The sequence below is a fragment of the Streptomyces sp. B1866 genome, assembly GCF_031932565.1.
In the GTDB taxonomy this organism is placed as follows: domain Bacteria; phylum Actinomycetota; class Actinomycetes; order Streptomycetales; family Streptomycetaceae; genus Streptomyces.
The window spans coordinates 1-20,836 of sequence record NZ_JAVSCF010000101.1; the positions used below are offsets into that span (position 1 = coordinate 1).

Annotated in this window: 9 protein-coding genes; 8 read left to right on the forward strand and 1 reads right to left on the reverse strand. The window is 73.9% G+C overall.

All coding sequences use genetic code 11. The features are described from left to right. Window positions 1-4: 4 nt before the first annotated feature. From RKE29_RS15380 to RKE29_RS15405, 6 genes are all read left to right on the forward strand, one after another. Window positions 5-1,783: an alpha/beta fold hydrolase gene (locus RKE29_RS15380; protein ID WP_312005954.1), complete on the forward strand. Its 1,779-nt coding sequence runs from the start codon at window positions 5-7 to the stop codon at window positions 1,781-1,783. A 99-nt stretch (window positions 1,784-1,882) separates the two neighbouring features. Next, the gene (locus RKE29_RS15385) at window positions 1,883-3,367 is read left to right on the forward strand and encodes a cytochrome P450 (protein ID WP_312005946.1); all 1,485 of its coding nucleotides are present in this window, start codon (window positions 1,883-1,885) and stop codon (window positions 3,365-3,367) included. Between the two features lie 287 nt (window positions 3,368-3,654). After that, complete coding sequence (locus RKE29_RS15390) at window positions 3,655-4,245, forward strand: DUF2867 domain-containing protein (RefSeq protein WP_312005947.1); 591 nt, start codon at window positions 3,655-3,657, stop codon at window positions 4,243-4,245. Window positions 4,246-4,484: 239 nt separating this feature from the next. Beyond that, entirely contained in the window at window positions 4,485-12,668 is an 8,184-nt protein-coding gene (locus RKE29_RS15395; RefSeq protein ID WP_312005948.1) for a type I polyketide synthase, read from the forward strand. 11 nt (window positions 12,669-12,679) lie between these two features. Beyond that, window positions 12,680-13,834, forward strand: coding sequence for an acyl-CoA dehydrogenase family protein (locus RKE29_RS15400; RefSeq protein WP_312005949.1), 1,155 nt, complete (start codon window positions 12,680-12,682; stop codon window positions 13,832-13,834). 395 nt (window positions 13,835-14,229) lie between these two features. Further along, complete coding sequence (locus RKE29_RS15405) at window positions 14,230-15,711, forward strand: MFS transporter (protein ID WP_312005950.1); 1,482 nt, start codon at window positions 14,230-14,232, stop codon at window positions 15,709-15,711. Between the two features lie 165 nt (window positions 15,712-15,876). Here RKE29_RS15405 and RKE29_RS15410 read toward each other — a convergent pair whose 3' ends face one another. Then, entirely contained in the window at window positions 15,877-16,620 is a 744-nt protein-coding gene (locus RKE29_RS15410) for a TetR/AcrR family transcriptional regulator (RefSeq protein ID WP_312005951.1), read from the reverse strand. A 786-nt stretch (window positions 16,621-17,406) separates the two neighbouring features. Here RKE29_RS15410 and ccrA point away from each other — a divergent pair. Further along, entirely contained in the window at window positions 17,407-18,753 is a 1,347-nt protein-coding gene (ccrA, locus tag RKE29_RS15415; RefSeq protein WP_312005952.1) for a crotonyl-CoA carboxylase/reductase, read from the forward strand. Between the two features lie 467 nt (window positions 18,754-19,220). Then, window positions 19,221-20,836 (forward strand): polyketide synthase (locus tag RKE29_RS15420; RefSeq protein WP_312005953.1); only part of this gene is annotated, 1,616 nt, incomplete at its 3' end.

The following is a 20,836-nucleotide window of genomic DNA, read 5'->3' on the forward strand; positions in this document are numbered from 1 at the left end:
GGCGCTGGGCGCCGAGGCCCGGGTGGCAGCGTGCGACGTGGCCGACCGCGACCAGCTTGCCGGGCTTCTGGCGGGCCTTGACCGTCCGCTGACCGCCGTGATTCACGCGACGGACCTGCCGGACGACGGCCTGGCGGAGTCGCTGACCGCCGAGCGGGTGGCGAGCGTGATGGGTCCGAAGGTGGACGCGGCGCTGCACCTGCACGAGCTGACGGCGGGTACGGACCTGGCGGCGTTCGTCCTGTTCTCCTCCGCCGCCGCTCTGACCGGCGGCCCGGGCCAGGCCGGCCACGCCGCGGCCGGCGCCGCCCTGGACGCGCTCGCGGCGGCGCGGCGTGCGGCCGGACTGCCCGGTACGTCGCTGGCGTGGGACCCGGGGGCCGGCGAGCCGGCCGGGACCGGCCCGGAGCAGTCGGGTGTCAGCCCGCTGCCGGTCGAGGAGGCCCCGGAGCTGTTCGACCGGGCCCTGGGATCGGGCGCGGCACTGCTGGTGCCGGTGCGGCTCGACGCGGCCGTACTGCGCGGCCAGGCGCGGGCGGGCCTGCTGCCCGCCCTGCTGCGCGGCCTGGTGCGGATCCCGGCGCGGCGCGCCCAGGCGGGCGGCTCGCTGGCGCAGCGGCTCGCCGGGGTCGTGGAGACCGAGCGGAAGGAGGTCGTGCTGGAGGTGGTGCGGGCCCAGGTGGCGTCGGTCCTCGGGCACGCCTCCGCCGCCGAGGTCGACCCCGACCGGGCGTTCAAGGACCTGGGGATGGACTCGCTGAGCGCGGTCGAGCTGCGCAACCGGCTGTCCCAGGCGACCGGCCTGGCGCTGCCCGCCGCCTTCGTCTTCGACCACCCGACTCCCGCGAACGTGGCCCGGCAGCTCCTGTCGGACCTCGGCGGTGCGTCGCCCTCCGGGAGCCGGGGCGCCGGTTCCGCGCCCGTACCGCAGAACGGCCACGGAGTCTCCGGGACGCCCGGGACGCTGAGCACCCTGCTCCGGCACGCCGCCGCGTCGGGCACGATGGCCCAGGCGCTGCCGTGGCTGGTCGAGGCGTCGCGGTTCCGGCCCGCCTTCGCGTCGGCCGCCGAACTGGCGGAGCCCGACGGCCACGTCGTGCGGCTGGCGACCGGGCAGGGCGGGCCGAAGCTGGTCTGCGTGCCCTCCTACGTGTACGTGGTCGGCTCCGGCCCGGAGCAGTTCCTGCGGCTGGCCGACCGCTTCGACGGGGAGCGGGACGTGCTCGTCTGCTCGCTGCCGGGATTCCGCGGCTCCGAGCCGGCGCCCGCGTCGTGGGACGCCGCGCTGGAGGTTCTGGAGAACGCGGTCCGCCGGGCCGTCGGCGACGAGCCGTTCGTGCTGGTCGGCTACTCGATGGGCGGTGTCGTCGCGCACTCCCTGGCCGCCCGGTTCGAGGCGGCGGGCCGGGCTCCGGCGGGCGTGGTCCTGCTCGACACCCTCGCGCCCGAGGGCGGGCCGGAGGAGTTCGGCCGGGTGTTCGCCGGGGCGCTGACCGCGATCCTGGAGCGCGAGCAGCGGGCCGTGGAGATCGACGACGCGAGCTGGCTGGCCATGGGCACGTACACCCGCCTGCTCGGCGAGCGGCGTGCCGACGCGGCCGTGTCCGCGCCGACCCTGATGGTCCGGGCGGCCGAGCCGCTCGGCGCGAGCGGTTCCGCACCGGACTGGCCCGCCTGGGAGGTCTGCGACGACCAGGTGGAGCTGGCCGCCGACCACTTCGCCCTGCTCGAAGCCGGGTCCGCGGCCACCGCCGACGCGATCGAAGGGTGGCTGAGGCGATGACAGGCACTGCCCTGGCGCGGCCGGCCCCCTGTCCGCGACGGCCTGGACGAAGTGACCTTCGGGCCTGACGAGTTACGTTTCGAGACAAGGAAGAAAGACATGGAGAATCCCCACACGGCTCCCGGCTCGTCCCTGCCGGGTGTGACCGCGGAGGAGATGGCGGCCGCGGCCGCCGCCGGCGGGTGCCCGGTCGACCACTCCGCCCTCACCACGCAGCAGTCCGTCGTCCCCGCTTCCTCGCTCGGCGGTCCCGAGGGGGCCCCGATGCTCCAGGCGCTGAAGTACTTCCGGAACTCGTCGAAGTTCATGACGGAGTGCCGCGAGCGCTACGGCAGCCGGTTCCGGATCAACATCGTCCCCGGCAAGGAGATCTACGCGATCTCGGACCCGGACGAGGTGAAGACGATATTCCTGGCGCCGCGCGACGTCCTGCACACCGGGAACGGCAGCGAGGTGATCGAGAAGTTCACCGGTCAGACCGGGCTCGCCTGGCAGGACGAGGACGAGCACACCGCCCGGCGCAAGACCCTCATGCCGAGCCTGAAGGGCGACGCCCTCCAGCGCATCGAGACGTCGGCGACCGCGCTGGCCAGGAAGGCCGTCGCGTCGTGGCCGCGGAACAAGGTCGTCTCGCTGCACCCGTACGTCCACCGGTTCACCACGGAGGTGATCCGCGAGGTCGTCTTCGGGAAGGTGGTCCCGTCGTGCTGGCAGGAGCTGTTCGACGGGCTCATGGACATGATGGACTTCAACCGCCGCAAGGCGTCGATGATCATGCTGCACCGGGTGAAGCCGCGGACGATCCGGCTGCTGCGGGCGCTGCGGCCGCTGGGCGTGCACGACTTCCTGAAGGCCCGTGAGCGGGTGGACGAGCTGATCGCGCAGGCCGTCAAGGAGCGCCTGGACTCGGGCGACCTCGGTGACGACATGCTCTCCGTGCTCCTCGCCGTCCGGAACGAGGACGGTTCGCCGCTGAGCGGGGTGGAACTGCGCGACGAGCTGATGACCATGTTCCTGGCCGGTACGGAGACGACGGCCGCGGCCATCTGCTGGGCGCTGGAGTTCCTCAGCCGCGAGCCGGCGGTGCTCGACCGGGTCATGGCCGAGATGGCGGAGGGGGAGAGCGACGCCTACCTCACGGCGGTGGTGCACGAGGTGCTGCGGCTGCGTCCGCCGACCCCGCAGATCATCCCCCGGGAGGTCATGAAGCCGATCGAGGTGGGCGGGGTGCGCTACGAGCCCGGCATGCTGCTGTGGCCCAGCGGCTACCTGGTCAACCGCGACCCGGCCCGCTACCCGGAGCCGGACGAGTTCCGCCCGGAGCGGTTCCTGAACGTCAAGCCCGGTTCGTACACGTGGATTCCGTTCGGCGGCGGGCACATCCGCTGCCTCGGCGACCGGATCGCGATCTTCGAGGCGAAGACCATGCTGCGCGAGGTGCTGACCGCGTGTGAGCTGCGCCGTCCCGACCCCAGGCCGGAGACGCCGCGCAACCGCACCGTCGTCCTCGTGCCGGAGCACGGCACCCGCCTGGAGCTGCGGCCGCGGAACCGGAAGGCGAAGGTGGACCTGGTCGCCGGCTGACGGGTATGCGGTCCCGTATTTCGGCTGTGGCCGCTCTCGCGCGTGACGCGCCGAACGTCCGGAACAGCTGCTGCCGCGGCGGTTTTCGTTACCGCCGGCGGCCGCGGCGTGTTCCGGACCGGAAAGGGGTGGATATGCGACGGCGTGTCCGTCTCGGTGGTGGCCGCGGCCGGTGCGGTGGCCGGATCGGCGTGCGGCGGTGTCGAGTTGAGCCCGTGCGGTAAGGCCGCGCCGCGACAGCGTAGGGTTCGATTCGCATCGGTTCGAGCAAGGATGGAGGTCCGTGAATGAGGCTCCCGAAGACCGAGTACACCTCACGGCCGTGGCGGATTCACGAGTTCGCGCAGGATTTCAAACTTGAGGATCTGTGGCGGTTGCCGACGCCGGGCGGTCCCGACGACCTGAAGCTGCTGGTGCGGCAGTTCGCCACCGTCGACGACCAGCCGGACCGTCAGCTGTCACCCGCCACCCGGGCGCTGTTCGCCGTCCGCTGGCAGATCGGCAGGGTCATGGGCTGGGACAAGCCGGACACCGGCGTCAACAAGCGGGTGCCGTCGCTGCGCGACCGGCTGCCGGCGGACCTCCTGGAGGGGCCGCGCGGGCCTGACCTGCCCACCAAGCCGTTCACCTCGGTGTACCAGACGGACACCGAGTGGGTGTCCGAACTCGCCAACAGCACCGTGCACGCGCTGATGCACATCGGCTGGGTCAGTGACGACGCCGGCGGCTACCACGCGCAGATGGGCGTGCTGGTGAAGACCAACGGAGTGCTCGGAAAGGCGTATATGGCCGCCATCCTGCCGCTGCGGTACACGATCGTCTACCCGTCGCTGATCCGGACGATCGGACGCGGCTGGGAGCAGCGCAAAAAGGAATGACCGAATCGTACGGATCGGCCGGGCGGTAACGCACGCGGGTGGCCGGGGCGCGATATCCGCGTCCTCGGCACCCGCCGGCCGGATTTCACTCGTCGGATTCCGCTGCGACGGCGCGGAATACGGCGGGGCCGGCCTCGGTGAGAAAACGACCGTTCGGGAAGCCGGCGGGCCGGACACGAAAAGAAAGCTATGGCGGGCTGGAGAGGCCTGGAAGTTATGCAGAGGAACGGAGAATCCCGATGAATCAGCGTGCCGTTGCCGTCGTCGGCATGTCGTGCCGGGTCCCGGGTGCGGAGGACATCCACGGCTTCTGGCGGTTGCTGCACGGCGGCGCCGACGCGATCACCGACGCGCCGCCCGGCCGGGGGTACGACGTGCCGGAGCTGGCCCCGTTCTCGCGGGGCGGCTTCCTGGACCGCGTCGCCGAGTTCGACGCCGGGTTCTTCGGCGTCTCCCCGCGCGAGGCCGCCGTCATGGACCCGCGCCAGCGCCTGGCGCTCGAACTCAGCTGGGAGGCGCTGGAGGACGCGTGCGCGGCGCCGGAGAGCCTGCGCGGCAGCCGCACCGCGGTGTTCCTGGGCGCCACGGGCGACGACTACGCCTCGCTCGTCCACCGGCAGGGGCCCGACGCCGTGTCCCACCACTCGGTGGCCGGCCTGAGCCGGGGTGTGATCGCCAACCGGGTGTCGCACCAACTGGGCTTCCACGGGCCGAGCCTGACGGTGGACACCGCCCAGTCCTCCTCCCTGGTCGCCGTGCACATGGCGTGCGAGAGCCTGCTGTCGGGCGCCACCGGGCTGGCCCTGGCCGGCGGCGTGCACCTGAACCTGGTGCCGGAGAGCACGCTGGCCCTCGCGCGGGCCGGCGCGCTGTCCCCGGACTGCCGCTCGTACACCTTCGACGCGCGGGCCAACGGCTTCGTCCGCGGCGAGGGCGCCGGCGTGGTGGTCCTCAAGCGCCTTGAGGACGCGGTCGCCGACGGCGACCCGGTCTACTGCGTGCTGCTCGGCGGCGCGGTCAACCACGACGGCGACGGCCAGGCCCTGACCGTCCCCGACAGCGACGCGCAGCAGGCCCTGCTGCGGGAGGCGTACGCCCGGGCCGGGGTCGAGCCCGGCGACGTACGGTACGTCGAGCTGCACGGCACCGGCACCCGGGCGGGCGACCCGGTCGAGGCCGGCGCGCTCGGCGCGGTGCTCGGCGCGGACCGCGCCGCCGGGCAGCCGCTGCTCGTCGGGTCGGTGAAGACGAACATCGGGCACCTCGACGCCGCGGCCGGCGTCGTCGGGCTGATCAAGGTCGCGCTGTCGCTGAAGCACGGCGCGCTCCCGGCGAGCCTCAACTTCACCGAGCCCCACCCCGCGATACCGCTGGAGGAGTGGCGGCTGCGGGTGAACGACGCCACGGGTCCGTGGCCCGACGGGCCGCGGGTCGCCGGGGTCAGCTCGTTCGGCATCGGAGGCACGAACTGCCACCTCGTCGTCGCCGCTCCGCCCGCCGCGCCCGCTCAGGCGCCCGTACCCGAGTCCCGCGGCCCGGTGCCCGTGCCGGTGTCGGCCCGGTCCGAGGCGGCGCTGCGGGCCCAGGCCGGGCGGCTGCGGGACTGGCTGGAGTCGGACCCGGACCTGCGCCCGGCCGACGTCGGCTACTCGGCGGTGACCACCCGGTCGGCGCTGAAGCACCGCGCGGTCGTGGTCGCGGCGGATCGGTCCGAGCTGCTGGACGGCCTGTCGGCGCTGTCGGCGGGCGAGCCGTCGCCGCGGGCCGTGGCGGGCACCGCCGCCGCCGGCTCCGGCGTGGTGTGGGTGTTCCCGGGCCAGGGCTCGCAGTGGACCGGCATGGCCCGGGGCCTGTGGGAGTCCTCCCCGGTGTTCGCCGCGCGGATGGAGGAGTGCGAGCGGCTGCTGGACGGCCTGGTCGACTGGTCGCTGCGGGACGTGCTCGGCGACGAGGCCGCGCTGGCCCGCGTGGACGTGGTGCAGCCCGCCCTGTTCGCGGTGATGGTGTCCCTGGCCGAGGTGTGGCGCTCGGTCGGCGTGCTGCCCGACGCCGTCGTGGGGCACTCGCAGGGCGAGATCGCCGCCGCCTGCGCGGCGGGCCTGATCTCGCTGGCCGACGGGCTGCGCCTGTCGGTCGGGCGCAGCCGCGCCATCGACGCGGGCCTGTCCGGCCGCGGCACGCTGGCCTCCGTGGCCCTGCCCGCCGAGCAGGTGGACGAGACCCGGGTGTCGGTCGCGGCCGTCAACGGCCCCAACGCGGTCGTCATCGCCGGCGCGGTGGACGCGGTGCGCGAGGCCGTCGCCGCGTACGAGGCGCGGGGCGTGCGCGCCAAGGTCATCCCGGTGGACTACGCGTCCCACTCCGCCCAGGTCGAGGCGATCCGCGAGGAGGTGCTGCGGGTCGGCGACGGCATCACGGCGACCGACAGCGGCGTCGCGTTCTACTCCACGGTCACCGCCGCCCGGGCGCACGCCGCCGAGCTGGACGCCGAGTACTGGTACCGCAACCTGCGCCGGCCGGTGCGGCTGGCGGAGACCGTCGCGGCGCTGGCCGAGGACGGGTACGGGGTGTTCGTGGAGATCAGCCCGCACCCGGTGCTGACCCAGGCCCTCCAGGACACGGTCGGCGACGCGGCGGTGGTGCAGGGCACGCTGCGCAGGGGCGACGACGAGGCCCGCCGCCTGCTGCTGTCCGTGGCCGAACTGCACACCAAGGGCGTGGCCGTCGACTGGCGGCCGCTCTTCTCCGGCGCCCGCCGGGTGGAGCTGCCCACGTACGCCTTCGACCGGCAGCCGTACTGGGTCGCCGGGGAGCCCGCCGAGGCGTGGGCGCCGCGACCCGAAACCTTCAAAGCCGCCGCAACGGCCGCCGCGCCCGAGGCAGAGCCCGCGCAGGCGAAGCCCGCCGGCCTGACCGACCAGGAGCTGTGGACGCTGGTCCGCTCCCAGGCGGCGGTCGTGCTCGGGCACGCCGACCCCAAGCTGGTCCAGGCCGACAGCACGTTCAAGGAACTCGGCTTCGACTCGGTGACGGCGGTGGAGCTGAGCAACCGGCTGAACACCGCGACCGGCCTGCGGATGCCGACCTCGCTGCTCTTCGACTACCCGACCCCCACCGCGCTCGTCCGGCACCTGGGCGAGGAGCTGTCCGGGACCGAGGCCGGCGACAGCGTCCCCGAGGCGGGCGCCGCGGCCGCCGACGACCCCGTCGCGATCGTCGGCATGAGCTGCCGGCTGCCCGGCGGCGTGGCCTCTCCCGAGGACCTGTGGCGGCTGGTGTCCGAGGGCGTGGACGCGATCACCGGCTTCCCGGAGGACCGCGGCTGGCAGGTGGAGCCCGGCGCCGACTTCGCCGCCAGGGGCGGGTTCCTGGCGGACGCCGGGGACTTCGACGCGGGCTTCTTCCGCATCAGCCCGCGCGAGGCGCTGTCCATGGACCCGCAGCAGCGGCTGGTGCTGGAAGCGGTGTGGGAGGCCCTGGAGCGGGCCGGCCAGGACCCGGCGGCGCTGCACGGCAGCCGCACCGCGGTCTTCCTGGGCGCCATGAGCCAGGACTACCTCCCGCGGCTGAACGACGTGCCCGACAACCTCGGCGGATACGCGCTGACCGGCTCCGCCTCCAGCGTGGTGTCCGGCCGGGTCGCCTACACCCTGGGCCTGGAAGGGCCCGCGGTGACCGTCGACACCGCCTGCTCGTCGTCGCTGGTGGCATTGGACCTGGCGGCCCAGTCCCTGCGGTCCGGCGGCTGCACGCTGGCCCTGGCGGGCGGCGTGACCGTGATGTCGACGCCCGGCATGTTCGCGGAGTTCGCGCGGCAGGGCGGGCTCGCCGCCGACGGCCGCTGCAAGGCGTTCTCGGACGCGGCCGACGGCACCGGCTGGTCCGAGGGCGTGGGCGTACTGGTGTTGGAGCGGCTGTCCGACGCGCGGCGCAACGGCCACCGCGTGCTGGCGGTGCTGCGCGGCAGCGCCGTCAACCAGGACGGTGAGAGCAACGGGCTCACCGCGCCGAACGGCCCGTCGCAGGAGCGGGTGATCCGCCAGGCGCTCGCCGGCGGCGGCCTGTCCCCGGCGGACGTGGACGCGGTCGAGGCGCACGGTACCGGCACCGCGCTGGGCGACCCGATCGAGGCGCAGGCGCTGCTGGCGACGTACGGGCAGGGCCGCGAGCACCCGCTGTGGCTGGGCTCGCTGAAGTCGAACATCGGGCACACCCAGGCCGCGGCGGGCGTCGCCGGCGTGATCAAGATGATCATGGCCATGCGGCACGGTGTGCTGCCGCGGACGCTGCACGCCGACGAGCCGTCGCACCACATCGACTGGTCTGCCGGCGCCGTGGCCCTGCTGACAGAGCCGCGGGAGTGGGCCCCGACCGGCCGGCCGCGGCGGGCCGGCGTCTCGTCGTTCGGCATCAGCGGCACCAACGTGCACGTGATCCTCGAAGAGGGCGACCCGTGGCAGGACCCGGCCGGCGCCCAGGGCCCGGCCGGCGAGGCCGGCCAGGAGCAGGCCGACGAGCGGGAGCGGCCCGTCCTGCCGTGGCTGGTGTCCGCGCGCGGCGCCCGCGCGCTGACCGGCCAGGCCCTGCGGCTGCGCGAGGCGGCCGCCGCCGACCCGGCGCCCGCCGCGGCGGACGTCGCCTGGTCCCTCGTCAGGGACCGGACGGCCTTCGACCACCGCGCGGTGGTGCTGGGCGCCGGACGCGAGGAACTGCTGGCCGGTCTCGACGCGCTGACCGCGGGCGACCGCCACGCGGGCGTCGTCACCGGCAGCGCGGCGGCCGCGCGGGCCGTGGGCGTGCTGTTCTCCGGGCAGGGCAGCCAGCGGCTGGGCATGAGCCGTGAACTGGTGCGGACCTTCCCGGTGTTCGCCCGCGCGTGGCGCGAGGTGTGCGCCGCGCTCGACCCGCTGCTGGAGCACCCGGTCGACGAGGTGGTGGCCGCCGACCCCGACTCCGAGCGGGCCGGGCTGCTGCACGAGACCGCGATGACGCAGCCCGCGCTGTTCGCCTTCGAGGTGGCCGCCTACCGGCTGCTGGAGTCGCTGGGCGTGACCCCCGCGGTCCTGGTCGGGCACTCCATCGGCGAGCTGGCCGCCGCGCACGTGGCCGGCGTGTTCTCGCTCGCCGACGCCGCCCGCCTGGTCGCCGCCCGCGGCCGGCTGATGCAGGCCCTGCCCAGGGGCGGCACCATGGTGGCCGTACAGGCCGGGGAGGACGAGGTCCGCGCCGCGCTGGAGGGCTACGAGGACACCGTCTCCGTCGCCGCCGTCAACGGCCCGACGTCCACGGTGATCTCCGGTGAGGAGGACGCGGTCGCCGAGGTCGAGGCGGCGCTCGCCGCCGAGGACCGCAAGACGACCCGGCTGCGGGTCTCGCACGCCTTCCACTCGCCGCTGATGGAGCCCATGCTGGCGGAGTTCCGCGAGGTGGCCCGGTCGGTGTCGTACGCGCCGCCGCGCCTGGCGGTCGTCTCCAACGTCACCGGCGCCATCGCCGAGGACGGCGCGCTGGAGCAGCCCGAGTACTGGGTGCGCCACGTGCGGGAGGCCGTGCGGTTCGCCGACGGCGTGCGCGCCGCGGTGGAGGCCGGCGCCGAGGTCCTGGTCGAGGCCGGCCCCGACGGGGTGCTGTCCGCCATGGCCCAGGAGATCCTGGCCGACACCGCGCCGGACGTGCCGGCGGTCCCGGTCGTCCGCAAGGGGCGGCCCGAGGCGCGCGCCGCCGCCGAGGCGCTGGCGCGGCTGCACGTCGCAGGCGTGACCGTCGACTGGGCGGCCTACCTGACCGCCCTGGGCGTCACCGGGCACCGCGTGGACCTGCCCACCTACGCGTTCGACCGGCAGCGGTACTGGGCGCTGCCCGCGGCGCCGCAGGGCGACGTCACCCGCGCGGGCCTGGCCGCCCTGGACCACCCGTTCCTGGCCGCGTCCACCGACCTGGCCGTCGGCGACCAGCTGGTCCTCAGCGGCCGTGTCTCGCCCGCCGACGACGCCTGGCTGGCCGACCACGCCGTCTTCGGCGCCACGGTCTTCCCCGGGGCGGCGTTCGTGGAGGCCGCGCTGCACGCCGTGGACGGCGCCGGCTGCGGCGGCGTGGAGGAGCTGACCCTTCAGGCGCCCCTGACGCTCGACGCCGACGCCGTACGGCTCCAGATCGTCGTCGGCGCGCCCGAGGAGGCGGGCCGCCGGGAGATCGGCGTCTACTCCCGCGCGGCGTCCCAGGCAGCCGGGCCGTGGACCCGGCACGCGACCGGGTTCCTGGCCGCCGCGCCGGGCCCGGTGCCCGACGCGCCGGAGGCGTCCGAGGCGTGGCCGCCGCCGGAGGCCGAGCCGGTCGACCTGGCCGACTTCTACCCGGAGCTGGCCGACCGCGGCTACGCGTACGGGCGCACCTTCCAGGGCCTGCGCGCCCTGTGGCGCGTGGGCGACGACGAGGTCTACGGCGAGGTCCGGCTGCCGGAGGACACCCCGCGCGCCGCCAGGGGCTTCGCCGTCCACCCGGCGCTGTTCGACGCGGCCCTGCACCCGGTGCTGGCGCTGTTCACCGGCATCGACCCCGGGCAGGCGCTGCTGCCGTACGCCTGGTCGGGCGTGTCCCTGCACGCGCTCGCCGGCCAGGACCTGCGGGTGCGGGTGACCCGCAGGGGCGAGCACGAGGTGGCGCTGCGGATCACCGGGCCCGGCGGCGCGCCGGTGCTGACGGTCGACTCGCTGGCCTTCGTGCCGGCGTCCGTCGAGCAGCTGACCGGCGGCGCGGTGACCGACTCGCTGTACGCCGTGGACTGGACGGCGTCGGCCGAGGCGGCCGGCTCCGGGCGTCCGGCGGACGGCCGGGAGCTGGTGCGCGTGGCCGCGGACGGGGAGCCGGACGTGCCCGCCGCCGCCCGCCGGGCCGCGCACGACGCGCTGGCCCTGGTGCAGAAGCGGCTGCGCGACGAGCGGTCCGGCCAGGGCCCGCTGGTGATCGTGACCCGCGGCGCGGTGGCCGTCACCCCGGACGAGGACCCCGACCCGGCCGGCGCGGCCGTGTGGGGCCTGGTGCGGTCGGCGCAGGCCGAGCACCCGGACCTGTTCGTCCTGGTCGACACGGACGGCACCGAGGAGTCGGCGCGCGCCCTGGCGGCGCTGGAGCTGTCCGGCGAGCCGCAGGTGGCCCTGCGCTCCGGCACCGCGTACGTGCCGCGGCTGGCCCCGGCCCGTACGGCGCGGGTCGAACGGCCGGCGTGGGACCCCGACGGCACGGTGCTGCTGACGGGCGCCACCGGCGGGCTCGGCGCGCTGTTCGCGCGGCACCTGGTGGCCGAGCGCGGGGTGCGGCACCTGCTGCTGCTCAGCCGCCGCGGGGACGCGGCCCCGGGCGCGGCCGACCTGGCCGCCGACCTGGCCAGGCTGGGCGCCGAGGTCACGCAGGCCGCCTGCGACGTGTCCGACCGGGCCGCGCTCGCCGAACAGATCGCGCGGATACCGGCGCACGCGCCGCTGACCGCGGTCGTCCACCTCGCGGGCGTGCTCGACGACGGCCCCGCGGAGTCCCTGACGCCGCAGCGGCTCGACGGGGTGTTCGCGCCGAAGGCCGACGCCGCCTGGCACCTGCACGAGCTGACGAAGGACCGCGACCTGTCGGCGTTCGTCCTGTACTCGTCCGTCGTCGGCACGCTCGGCAACGCCGGGCAGGCCAACTACGCCGCGGCCAACGCCTTCCTCGACGCCCTGGCCGCCCGCCGCCGGGCCGCCGGCCTGCCGGCCCTGTCGCTGGCCTGGGGCCCGTGGGAGCTGGGCATGGCGGGCGAGCTGAGCGAGGTGGACCTGGCGCGGTTCCGGCGCGGCGGCATGGTGCCGCTGGCCGCCGACAAGGGCGCCGCGCTGTTCGACGCCGCACTCGCCCTGGACACGGCGGCCGTGGTGCCCGTGGTGCTCGACCGGGCGGCGCTCCAGCAGCAGGACACCGTGCCCGCGCTGCTGCGCGGCCTGGTCCGGCCGCAGCGCCGGCGCGTCGAGCGCGTCGAGGAGGAGCGGGCCGAGCCGCCGATCGCCGGGCGGCTGGCGGGCCTGTCGCCCGACGAGCAGATCGAGGAGCTGCTGAACCTGCTGCTGACCACCGCCGCCGCGGTGCTCGGCTACCCGGACGTCGACGACATCGACCCGGAGCTGAGCTTCAAGGAGATCGGCTTCGACTCCCTCAGCGGTGTGGAGTTCCGCAACCAGGTCAAGGCGGACACCGGCATCCAGGTCCCGGCGACGGTGATCTTCAACTACCCGACACCGGCGGCACTGGCCAGGCGGCTTCGGGAACTGCTCTTCCCCGAGGACGCGCCGGAGGCGGAGCAGCAGCAGGACGGCGAGGACGAGGCAGCGGACCAGGTGGACGAGGAGTTCGACGCCATGGACGTCGAAAGCCTCATCAAGCGTGCGTTCGTCGAGTGAAGGGTGGGACGATGAAACCAGAGGATCTGAAGACCGTGCGCCGGTTCGTCAAGGGCGCGCTCGGCGGCGACGCACCGGTGGACGCGCTGGCGGACAAGCCGCTGGAGCTGTACGACACCTTCCGCGAGACGGGCCTGGCGAACTGGTGGCTGCCCGAGGAGGCCGGCGGCCGCGGGTTCGGCCTGGAGGACAGCGTCGAGATCGTCAACGAGCTGGCGTACGGCGACGCCGGGGTGGCGTTCACGCTGTTCATCTCGGTCCTGGGCACCAGCATGGTGCAGCTGTACGGGTCCGAGGAGCTGAAGGCGACGTACCTGGCGCCCATGGCCGAGCGCGGCTCGTTCTGCGCGACGCTGGGCAGCGAGCGCACCGCGGGCAGCGAGCTGAACAAGATCGAGACGATCGCCTCCCGCGAGGGGGACGACCTGGTCGTCACAGGGGAGAAGTTCTTCTCCACCAACACGGATTTCGCCGACTTCCTGATCGTCGTCGCCCGGGCGGCGGACGACCCGGAGTCGTACCTGGCCGTGCTGGTGCCCCGGGACACGCCCGGGGTCGAGATCGTGAAGCGGTGGGACGTCATCGGCCTGCGCGCCTCGCACACCTACCAGGTGCGGCTCGACCACTGCCGGGTGCCCGCCGCCCACCTGCTGGCGGGCTCCGGGCTGCGGCTGCTGGAGATCGGCCTGAACGCCAGCCGGATCCTGATCGCGGCGACCGCGATCGGCGTCGCCCGGCGGATCCGCGACCACTGCATGATCTACGCCAAGAGCAAGCCGTTCCGGGACGGCACCCTGCTCGACAGCCCGGTGTTCGCCCAGCGGCTCGGGCAGATGGAGATGCAGATCGACGTCATGAAGAGCCACTGTCTGAAGGCGGCCCGCGACTACGACCAGATCATGGGCGGACCGGACCCGGCCACCGTCTTCGCCCGGCAGGGCACGCTGAAGTCCGCGCTGACCGCCAAGATGTTCTGCGGCCAGGCGGGCTGGGACGTGGCCAGTGTCGGCTCGGAGATGTTCGGCGGGCTCGGGTACACCCACGAGTCGCCCATCGGAAAGCTGCTCCGCGACATCCGCTACGTCTCGATCGTCGAGGGCGGCGACGACGTCATGCGGGAGCTGGTCTTCAGCCGGTACGTGATCCCGGTGCCGCGCCGGACCTGATCCGTAACCCGCCACGGCCGCCGCGCGGGGTGACGACCGGTCACCCCGCGCGGCGGCCGTTTCGTGTGCGGGTAACCGGCCCGCACGCCCGCTGACCTCGCCCTCTTCCCTCTTCCTGGGGCCGTACGCGCCCGAGGGGCGTCACCCGGGTGAGTGACCGTCACCACCGGTCGTGCGGACCCTCCTTGACACTCGACCCCGCTCACTCTCTAGACTGTGTTCAGAAGCTACACACTGTTCAAATGTTGCGCAGCGTCTAGGCAACCGGACACCGTACGGACGTGACGTCTGAACAGACCGCGGCTCGGCAGCCGCCGGCGAACCCCGGGCCGCTCCCCGAACCCACCAGCCAAGCAGTGGCCGGTGACGGACCGTCATGGAAAGAGTCATCGACTGTGGGCACCACACAAGCGCCCCCACGGCCGCGGGCCGGGCTCATGCTCGCGCTGCTGGCATTCGCGCAGTTCATCATCGCTATCGACTACAACATCGTCTATGTCGCGCTGCCCGACATCGGTAGTGGGCTCGACTTCTCGGCCCAGTCGTTGCAGTGGGTCGTGAGCGCCTACGCCGTGGGCTTCGGTGGTCTGCTGCTGTTCGGCGGCCGCTCCGTCGACCGGCTCGGGCCGCGCCGCATCTTCACCCTGGCGATCTCCCTGTACGGGATCTCCTCCCTCGTGGGCGGGATCTCCGACGACGCCGGCCTGCTGGTGGCGGCCCGCGCCGTGCAGGGCATCGGCGGCGCGCTGCTCTTCCCGGCCGTGCTGGCCCTGCTGTTCATCGGCTTCGCCGAGGGCCCCGAGCGCAACCGCGCCATGGCCATCTGGGGAGCCACCGGAAGCGCCGGCCTCGCCGCGGGCTCGCTGCTCGGCGGCGTGCTGACGGACATCTGGGGCTGGGAGGCGGTCTTCCTGGTCAACGTGCCGCTCGCCGCCGCCGCCCTGGTCGCCGCGCCCCTGGTGCTGCCCGCCGACCCGCCGCGCAACACGGACCTCGGCTTCGACATCCCCGGCGCGGTGCTCGGCACCGCGGGCTCCACCCTGATCGTCCTCGGCCTGGTCAGCGGCCCGGAGGAGGGCTGGACGACCTTCCGCGGCCTGGGCACGATCGCCATCGGCGTGGTGCTGCTCCTGGTGTTCGTCGCGGTGGAGCAGCGGGTGAGGAACCCGCTGGCGCCGCTGCGCCTGATCCTCAACAGCAGGCAGGGGCCGACGGCGATCATCGCCTTCCTGTTCATGTGCACCCTGGCCGCGTCGTTCTACATCTACACCACCTACCTCCAGCCGGTGCTCGGATACAGCCCGCTGAAGGCCGGGTTCGCCTTCCTGCCGGTCGCGATCGCCACCTCGCTGGGCGCCGGCCTGGCCTCCAGCATCCTGCTGGACAAGATCGGCCTGCGCCTGACGCTCGCACCGGGCTGCTTCCTCTACGGGCTCGGCGTGGCGCTGCTCGTCCTGGGCATGTCCGACGGCGGCTCGTTCTGGGCGCTGGTGCCGGGCATCATCGTGTGGGGCTTCGGCGGCGGCATGGTCTTCACCGGCGTGTTCACCGGCGCGGGCGCCGGAGTGGCCCCGCACGAGCAGGGCGTCGCCTCGGCCCTGGTCTCCACCGCCCAGCAGGTCGGCGGCGCCATGGGCCTGGCCGCCCTGGTCGCCATCGCCAACCACGGCCTGGACTACGACCACCCGCCGGGGCCGAGCGCCTCCGACATCGTGGACGGCCTCCAGAACGCCGGGTACGTGGCCGCCGTGCTGCCCATCGTCGGAGTGCTGGCCGCCCTGGCGCTGAAGGTGGCGCACCACCCGCAGACGCCGGCCGCCGAGGCCGCCGTCCCGGCGACCCCGAGCCCGGTGGACGGAGCCGTCGTCGGGGACTGACCCGGCGGGCGCTCCCCCCGAAGACCCCCACGCTCGTGGCCGGCGACCCCCGCGCCGCCACGGGCGTGTGGCCCGCCTTGGCGGGGCACCGCGCACCGCGGAGCCCCGCCAAGGCCGATTTCCCGGCGACGTGCGCGTCGCCTCCGTCCCGCGCGTGCGGAAGGCTCAGCCGTCGACGGCCGTGTCGGTCGGGGTCCTCGCGCCCTCCACCGGCATTCCCAGCGACTCCACCAGGTCGAGCATCTCCGAGCGGAACAGCTTCGCCGGCTCCCGGGCCAGGTCGCGCAGGTGCCCGTACACCTCCAGCATGACCAGGCCGTGCATGCGGCCCCAGATGCGCAGCGTGAGCGCCAGCAGATCCGGTGTCAGGGCGGGGTGGGTCTCGTTGAGGTCGGCGGCCAGGCGGGGGCCGAAGTCGGCCCAGTCGTAGGCGGGCGGCGGCCCGCTGAGCATGGCCGGGGCCGCGGCCACCACCAGGTCCGCGAGCCGCCTGCACACGCGGTGCGACGCCTCGACGGCCGGGCCGTTCTCCGGTTTGTGATAGTCGGACAGCGGAGCGCCGTAGACGAGCTGGAACTTCTCCGAGTTGGCGATCGCCCATTCGCGATACGCCACTCCGTACGCGACGATCGCGCCCGCCGAATCGCCCGGCCCCACCCGGGCGAGGGCGGCTTCCAGCCGCTCCGCCATCGAGGTGTAGACATCGGCGATCAGCGCCGTGATCAGGTCGTCGCGGGTGTCGTAATAGCTGTAGAGCGCTCCCGCGGTCATTCCCATCTCGCGCGCGATCGCCCGTAGCGACAGGGCGGGGGCGCCCTCGCGGGCCATGTGCTTGAGCGCGATCGTCTTGATCTCTGCGGCGGTCTCCGCCCGAAGCCGCTCACGGCGACTCTGCTTAGGCCCTTCCATGCTTGAAATTTTACCGTATCGATCCCTAAACTGGCCCGTCCGGCCGTGCGATATGTCCGAAGCGGAGCGTGCCGCCCGGCCACCTGGCCGGAAGCCGTCGGCCGCCGCCCGGTGCGTCAATCCCGGGTAAACGCGCTGTCACCCGCCGGTCCGCCGCTTTTCCACTGCTCCGGGAGCCCGGCCGCGCCGAACCGGCAAGCCGGTTCCTCCGCCTGCCGCCGGCGTATCCCACCCTGCCTTCCCGTAGCATATCCGAGACAGACCGCCGGGCTCTTATTTCCGCGTGCCCGCGTGCCCGCGTGCCCGCGCGGCGGTAAGGGGTCGGCGGTCGCGGCTTTGTGCGCCCCGTGCCTAATCAAGCCGCCGCCGCCGAGCGGGAACCGCCACCGCGCAGCGGTTCCCGGGGGCCGAAACATTGTCGTCACGAAAACCCCAGTCGCCACCCCTGGTGGGCGGGTGAAAGGACTCCGTAGGGGTTCTTTAAGGGTTGGTCCTGGAGTTGCCGGAGCCTACTGTTGAGTAGTGATCGCGCTCCTGCTTGACCGATGACCGACGCCACAGCGCCGGAGCCCGGAAAGGCGGGCCCCAGGGGGACGGTTACCTCTTTCCCTTCCAGAGGTACGGACGCACCGCCACCCGTCCTCTTCGCCAATTCCGGCCCATTTGCCAGGCAGGCTTATTGCGGCCCATTCCATGAACGACCAAGAAGGTTTTTCGGCACGCGTGCGGAATGGATTATCCCCATGCCATTCGACGGCCGCGGCCTTTCGATGACGAGGGGGTCAAATGGATTCTTTGGCTGAAGCGGTGATTTCCGGAGCGACACCCGACGAGCTAGCGCGGGAGAAGCTGCCCGCCGAATACACGGCCACCCACACCCGCATTGAAGACGTGGACATGTTCAAGGGCGTGACGGACAAGGACGTCCGCAAGTCCCTGCGGGTGAGCGGCGTGCCGATGCCCGAACTGGCACCCGACGAGGTGCTGGTCGCGGTGATGGCCAGCTCCATCAACTACAACACCGTCTGGTCCGCCACCTTCGAGCCGCTGCCCACCTTCAACTTCCTCAAGCGAATCGGCAAGACCGGCGGTTTCGCCGCGCGCCACGACCAGCCGTTCCACGTGCTCGGCTCCGACGCGTCCGGCGTGATCGTACGCATGGGCGCCGGCGTGCGCCGCTGGCAGATCGGCGACCGGGTGGTGATCAACCCGGTCCAGGTCGACGACCAGGAGCCCGCCACCCACTCCGACGGCATGCTCGGCACCGACCAGCGCGCCTGGGGCTTCGAGACCAACTTCGGCGGCCTCGCCCACTACACCGTGGTCCGCGCCAGCCAGCTGCTCCCCAAGGCCCCCCACCTCACCTGGGAGGAGGCCGCCAGCACGCCGCTGTGCGCCGGCACCTCCTACCGCATGCTGGCCAGCGACCGCGGCGCCCGGATGAAGCAGGGCGACGTGGTGCTGATCTGGGGCGCCACCGGCGGCCTCGGCGCGTTCGCCGTGCAGCTGGTGAAGAACGGCGGCGGCATCGCCGTCGGCGTGGTCAGCTCGGAGTCCAAGGCCCGGGTGCTGCGCGAGATGGGCTGCGACGTGGTCATCAACCGCACCGAGATCGGCCTCGGCACCGGCGACGGGGCCTCGACGCTGGACGCCGTCGAGCAGGGCAAGAAGCTGGGCCGGGTCATCCGCCAGGAGGTCGGCGAGGACCCGCACATCGTCTTCGACAACAACGGCAAGGCCACCTTCGGCATCTCGGTGTTCGTCGCCCGGCGCGGCGGCACCGTCATCACCTGCGGGTCGAGCACCGGCTACCAGCACCTGTACGACAACCGCTACCTGTGGATGAACCTCAAGCGCATCATCGGCAGCCACGCCGCCAACTACCACGAGCAGACCGAGTGCAACCGGCTGGTCCGGCTCGGCCACCTCAACCCGGTGCTGTCCGCCGTCTTCCCGCTCGCGGAGGTCGGCGAGGCCACCCGGCAGGTGCAGCTCAACCGGCACCAGGGCAAGGTCGGCGTGCTGTGTCTGTCCCCCGAGCCCGGCCTCGGCGTCACCGACCCGGAGCTGCGCGCCCGGGTCGGAGAGGCGGCGCTCAACCGGATGCGGGTCGAGGCGGGAGTGGCCGGCTGACGCCCGTCGAGCCCCGGGCCGACCGGTGACCGGCGGCACGTGACGGGCCGGTGGGCGGGCGCCGCGCCGGCGCCGCCCTCCGCCGGGGCCCCGTACGAGCACCCCGTGCCCGTACGGGACGAGCGGCCGAAAGCGGGCCCGGCACCGGAGAACCGCCCGGCCGGCCGGCCGCCGCCGGGGCGTACCAGGACATGCGCGGGCGCACGGCGGCGCACGAAGGCGTGCGGCGCGAACGCGGACCCCGCGAGACCGCTCCACCCGCCCGTACCCGGCCGGACACCGCCGCCGCCCGTCGGCCGGCCCGCCGCCGGCCTTCCACCGTCACCAGCTCCTGCCCGCACGCCTCCGGCCGGCGTGCGGCGCCGTTCGCAAACCCGGCGGGCCGTCCGCCGCTGTCCGTGGCACCACTGTTCGAGCATGACGCGTGCACGTCCGGGTCATCCCGCCGCGTGCTCGGGGAGAGGGAAATGATGTCTGCTGCATCCGCTTCCGCGAACCAGGAACTCCGCGAAACCGCCGACGACGCGGTCGCGGTCGTGGGCCTTTCGTGCCGCCTTCCCGGAGCCGCCACCGCGGAGGAGTTCTGGCGCCTGCTGCGGGACGGCCGGGACGCGCTCTCCGAGCCCCCGGCCGACCGCGCGGACCTGCTCGCGTCGGGACAGCGGTTCAGGGGCGGATTCCTGGAGCACGTCGACCGGTTCGACCCGGACTTCTTCGGCATCTCGCCCCGCGAGGCGGCCACCACGGACCCGCAGCAGCGGCTCGCCCTGGAACTCGCCTGGGAGGCCCTGGAAGACGCGGGCCTGCTGCCCGGCACCCTGCGCGACAGCCGCACCGGCGTCTTCTTCGGCGCCATCTGGGACGACTACGCCAAGCTCGCCCACGACGGCGGCCCCGACGCGGCCAACAACGCCACGCTCGCCGGAGTCAGCCGCGGCGTCATCGCCAACCGCGTCTCCTACGCCCTCGGCCTCCAGGGCCCCAGCCTCGTCGTCGACTCCGGCCAGTCCTCCTCCCTGGTCGCCGTCCACCTCGCCTGCGAAAGCCTGCTCAAGGGCGAGACCGGCGTGGCGCTCGCCGGCGGCGTCAGCCTCAACCTGCTGCCCGACGGCTTCCTGCTCGGCGAGAAGTTCGGCGCCCTGTCCCCCGAGGGCCGCGCCTACACCTTCGACGAGCGCGCCAACGGCTACGTGCGCGGCGAGGGCGGCGGCGTGGTCGTCCTGAAGACGCTGCGCCAGGCGGTCGCAGACGGCGACCCGATCCGCTGCGTGATCCGCGGCGGCGCCGTGAACAACGACGGCAGCGGCCCCTCCCTCACCGCCCCCAGCGCGGCCGGACAGGAGGCGGTGCTGCGCGACGCCTACCAGCGGGCCGGAGTCGACCCCGCCGAGGTCCGGTACGTCGAACTCCACGGCACCGGCACCCCGGCGGGCGACCCCGTGGAGGCCGCCGCCCTCGGCGCCGTCCTCGGCGGCGAGCGCCGCGCGGCCGGCGGCCCGCTGCTCGTCGGCTCGGTGAAGACCAACATCGGGCACCTGGAGGGCGCGGCCGGCATCGCCGGCCTCATCAAGACGGCGCTGTGCCTGGAGCACGGCACGCTCGTGCCCAGCCTCAACTACCGTACGCCCAACCCGCGCATCCCGCTGGAGGACCTGCGCATCGAGGTCAACGGCACCGTACGGCAGCTGGGCGAGCAGCTGGGCGAGCCGCTGGACGGCCCGGAGCGGCGGCCGGTCGTCGCGGGCGTCAGCTCCTTCGGCATGGGCGGGACCAACTGCCACCTGGTGCTCGCCTCCTGGATCCCGGACACCCCGGCGACCCCCTCCGCCCCGGCCGGCGACCCCGGCACGCCCCTGCCCGTGCTGGTCTCCGGCCGGACCCCGGACGCGCTCCGTGCCCAGGCCGGAAAGCTCGCCGACCACCTCGCGGCCCACCCCGACCAGGCGTTGCCGGACGTCGCCTACTCGCTGACCGCGACCCGGTCCCGGTTCGAGCACCGGGCGGTGGTGCTGGCGTCGGGCCGCGCGGGGCTGGTGGGTGAGCTGGCTCGTCTCGCCGACGGCGGTTCGGTGGGGCGCGGCGC

What these genes read in the sequence shown, in the direction of transcription:
- RKE29_RS15410 (WP_312005951.1), bottom strand. Translation starts at nt 16,620, where the DNA reads ATGGAAGGGCCTAAGCAGAGTCGCCGTGAGCGGCTTCGGGCGGAGACC.
- RKE29_RS15395 (WP_312005948.1), top strand. Translation starts at nt 4,485, where the DNA reads ATGAATCAGCGTGCCGTTGCCGTCGTCGGCATGTCGTGCCGGGTCCCG.
- ccrA (WP_312005952.1), top strand. Translation starts at nt 17,407, where the DNA reads ATGGATTCTTTGGCTGAAGCGGTGATTTCCGGAGCGACACCCGACGAG.
- RKE29_RS15390 (WP_312005947.1), top strand. Translation starts at nt 3,655, where the DNA reads ATGAGGCTCCCGAAGACCGAGTACACCTCACGGCCGTGGCGGATTCAC.
- RKE29_RS15385 (WP_312005946.1), top strand. Translation starts at nt 1,883, where the DNA reads ATGGAGAATCCCCACACGGCTCCCGGCTCGTCCCTGCCGGGTGTGACC.
- RKE29_RS15400 (WP_312005949.1), top strand. Translation starts at nt 12,680, where the DNA reads ATGAAACCAGAGGATCTGAAGACCGTGCGCCGGTTCGTCAAGGGCGCG.